This is a genomic window from Burkholderia sp. E168m23, from assembly GCF_016586125.1.
Classification (GTDB): domain Bacteria; phylum Pseudomonadota; class Gammaproteobacteria; order Burkholderiales; family Burkholderiaceae; genus Burkholderia; species Burkholderia orbicola.
Genome location: NZ_BCPP01000738.1, coordinates 1 through 3,658 on the forward strand (window position 1 = coordinate 1; position 3,658 = coordinate 3,658).

Annotated in this window: 2 protein-coding genes and 2 pseudogenes; 3 read left to right on the forward strand and 1 reads right to left on the reverse strand. The window is 70.0% G+C overall.

Translation table 11 applies throughout. The features are described 5' to 3' along the window. Window positions 1-76: pseudogene (locus tag JMF90_RS28570) on the forward strand (acyl-CoA thioesterase); the annotation flags it as partial. 39 nt (window positions 77-115) lie between these two features. Continuing rightward, window positions 116-1,612: pseudogene (gene alaS / locus JMF90_RS28575) on the forward strand (alanine--tRNA ligase); the annotation flags it as partial. Between the two features lie 147 nt (window positions 1,613-1,759). Here the strand turns inward: alaS and JMF90_RS28580 are convergent. Beyond that, entirely contained in the window at window positions 1,760-2,674 is a 915-nt protein-coding gene (locus JMF90_RS28580) for a LysR family transcriptional regulator (RefSeq protein ID WP_053523990.1), read from the reverse strand. A gap of 123 nt (window positions 2,675-2,797) precedes the next feature. Here JMF90_RS28580 and JMF90_RS28585 point away from each other — a divergent pair. Then, a partial coding sequence (locus JMF90_RS28585; protein WP_201325732.1) for a YbfB/YjiJ family MFS transporter occupies window positions 2,798-3,658 on the forward strand: 861 nt, incomplete at its 3' end.

The following is a 3,658-nucleotide window of genomic DNA, read 5'->3' on the forward strand; positions in this document are numbered from 1 at the left end:
CGAAGTCGGGCTGTTCGCGCAAGGCGATGCGTCGCCCGCCGCGCAGGGGCATTTCGTGCACGTGTACGTCGATCGTAATAACTTCGTATAGCATACATTATACGAAGTTATACGAGCGCTGGCAGAGGTCGAGGCGAAGGGCGGCAAGGTGCTCGACGGCGAACTCGCGTTCAAGCTGCACGACACGTACGGCTTCCCGCTGGACCTGACGGCCGACGTGTGCCGCGAGCGCGGGATGACGGTCGACGAGCCGGCATTCGACGACGCGATGGCGCGTCAGCGCGAGCAGGCGCGCGCGGCCGGCAAGTTCAAGGCGACGCAGGGCCTCGAATACTCGGGCGCCAAGACCACCTTCCACGGTTACGAGGAAATCGCGTTCGACGACGCGAAGGTCGTCGCGCTGTACGTGGACGGTTCGGCCGTCAACGAGGTGAAGGCCGGCCAGGACGCGGTCGTCGTGCTCGACCACACGCCGTTCTACGCGGAATCGGGCGGCCAGGTCGGCGACCAGGGCGTGCTCGCGAACGCCGCGACGCGCTTCGCGGTGGCCGACACGCTGAAGGTGCAGGCCGACGTGATCGGTCACCACGGCACGCTGGAGCAGGGCACGCTGAAGGTCGGCGACGTGCTGCGCGCGGAAATCGACGCGCAGCGCCGCGCCCGCACGCAGCGCAACCACTCGGCCACCCACCTGATGCACAAGGCGCTGCGCGAGGTGCTCGGCGCGCACGTGCAGCAGAAGGGTTCGCTCGTCGACGCGGACAAGACCCGTTTCGACTTCGCGCACAACGCACCGATGACCGACGACGAAATCCGTCGCGTCGAGCAGATCGTCAACAACGAGATCCTGGCCAACGCGCCGGGCATCGTGCGCGTGATGCCGTACGACGAAGCGGTGAAGGGCGGCGCGATGGCGCTGTTCGGCGAGAAGTACGGCGATGAAGTGCGCGTGCTCGACCTCGGCTTCTCGCGCGAACTGTGCGGCGGCACGCACGTGCACCGCACCGGCGACATCGGCTTGTTCAAGATCGTCGTCGAAGGCGGCGTCGCGGCCGGTATCCGCCGCGTCGAGGCGATCACCGGCGACAACGCGGTGCGCTACGTGCAGGAGCTCGACGCGCGCGTGAACGAAGCCGCGGCCGCGCTGAAGGCGCAGCCGTCGGAACTCACGCAGCGCATCGCGCAGGTGCAGGAGCAGGTGAAGTCGCTCGAGAAGGAACTGGGCGCGCTGAAGTCGAAGCTCGCGTCGAGCCAGGGCGACGAGCTCGCGCAGCAGGCCGTCGAAGTGGCGGGCGTGTACGTGCTGGCCGCGACGCTCGACGGCGCCGATGCGAAGACGCTGCGCGAAACGGTCGACAAGCTGAAGGACAAGCTGAAGAGCGCGGCGATCGTGCTGGCGGCCGTCGAAGGCGGCAAGGTGAGCCTGATCGCGGGCGTCACGCCGGACGCGAGCAAGAAGGTCAAGGCCGGCGAGCTCGTGAACTTCGTCGCGCAGCAAGTGGGCGGCAAGGGCGGTGGCCGTCCGGACATGGCGCAGGCGGGCGGCACCGAGCCGGCGAACCTGCCGGGCGCGCTGGCCGGCGTGAAGGGCTGGGTCGAAGAACGGCTCTGATCCCTGAGCGTTGCACGACCGATGCGATGCCGTCGCCCTGACGGCATCGCGTGAATCGAAAAACGACCCGATCGGCAGGCGCCGGTCGGGTCGTTTCGTTTGTGCAGCCCATGCGCGTCGATCGATGCGGCGGCGCGCGCATACGGGTCAGGCCGGCACGGTCACCGTTGGCGTCGTCATGTCCCCAGGCTGCCGCGCGGCGTCGGTGAGCGCATCGCGCAGCGCGGCGAGCGCCGCCGACGCATAACCGCGCCGCCACCCGAGCAGCGTGTCGATGCCTTCGAGTTCGGGAATCGTGTGCGCGGCGATGTTGCCGGTCTCCGGCTGCAGATCGAGCACCGAACGTGGCGCGACCGCGACGCCCGCGCCGGCCGCGACGCACGCGACGATCGCGTGATACGAACCGAGTTCGAGCACCCGGGCCGGCTTCACGCCGTGCGCCGCGTACCACCGTTCGACGTACTTGCGATACGCGCAGCCGCGCTCGAACGCGATCAGCGTGGGCAGGATCACGTCGCGCGGCGTGCGCACCGGCGGATGGCCGCGCGGCGTGAGCAGCACGAGATCCTCGCGGAAGATCGGCACCGTCTCGAACGTGTCGGGCAGCGTGTCCGGCTCGGGCGGGCGCGCGAACAGCGCGGCGTCGATCTCGAAGTCGCGCACGCGGTCGATCAGGCAGCCCGTCGTACCCGTCAGCAGTTCGAGCGACACGTCGGGCCATGCATGGTGGTAGCGCGCGAGGAGGGTCGGCAGCCGGCTCGCGGCCGTGCTTTCCATCGTGCCGAGCCGCAGCCGGCCGCGCGGCGTGTCCTCGCGCACCGCGTCGCGCGCCTCGTCGGCGAGCGCGAGCAGGCGCTCCGCATATGGCAGCAGCGTGTGCCCGGCCGGGGTCAGTACGAGCCGGCGGCCGTCGCGCACGAATAGCGCCGCGCCGAGTTCCTCCTCCAGTTGCTTGATGCGCGTCGTGACGTTCGACTGCACGCGATTGAGCTTGGCCGCCGCGCGCGTCACGCCGTTTTCGCGCACGACCGCCCGGAAAATCGCCAGCGCCGCCAGGTCCATGATTCTCTCCTAGGGATGAATCGATTCTTAATTATTCATTTTTCGAGAACGGTTGGTCAAGCTAGGATGGGCCCATTCCGATTTCCGATCCGGCCGGCGCGCGACGCGCCGGTCCATGCCGCCATGTCCCGCTTCGATGCCCTGACCGCCGCCGCCCGCGTGCTTTCGTCCGACCAGGCCGACCGCCATGCCCGCGCGGCCGCGCTCGCCTGCATGGTCGGCCTGGCCGTCGTGCTCGGCGTCGGCCGTTTCGCGTTCACGCCGCTGTTGCCGTTGATGCTCGCGGACGGCTCGATCGGGCTGAAGGGCGGCAGCTGGCTCGCATCGTCGAATTACGCGGGCTACTTCGTCGGCGCGGTCACTTGCGCGGCGCTGCGCGTCGCGCCGGCGCGGATGGTGCGCTTCGGGCTCGTCGCGACCGTGCTGCTGACCGCCGCGATGGGCGTCGGCCACCTGCTGCCGGTGTGGCTCGTCGTGCGCTTCGTCGCGGGCGTCGTCAGCGCATGGACGTTCGTGTTCGTGTCGCAATGGGGGTTGCGGCGTCTGGCCGAGCTGCATGCGCCCGAATGGAGCGGGGTGATCTACGCGGGGCCGGGCGTCGGCATCGTGGTGACGGGGCTGATCGGCAGTGCGCTGGCCGGGCAGCACGCGGCGGTGGGCTGGCTGGGTTTCGCGGCGTTGTCGGCTGTCCTGTCGGTCGCGATCTGGCGCACGTTTGGTACGACGCCGGCTCCCGAACGGACTCCGACCCCGGCGCACGCACAGGCCGCACCGCCGGCTGCCGCGCCGTATGCGGCCACCGGTGCGCCCGCCACCCCGGCGGCGCGGGCCGATACGCGAAGCCCTCGCGCGGACGCCGCGTGGCTCGTCGTGCTCTACGGCACCCCCGGCTTCGGCTACATCATCACCGCGACGTTCCTGCCGGTGATCGCGCGCGCCGCGCTGCCGGCCGCCTCGCCGTGGCCCGACCTGTTCTGGCCGATG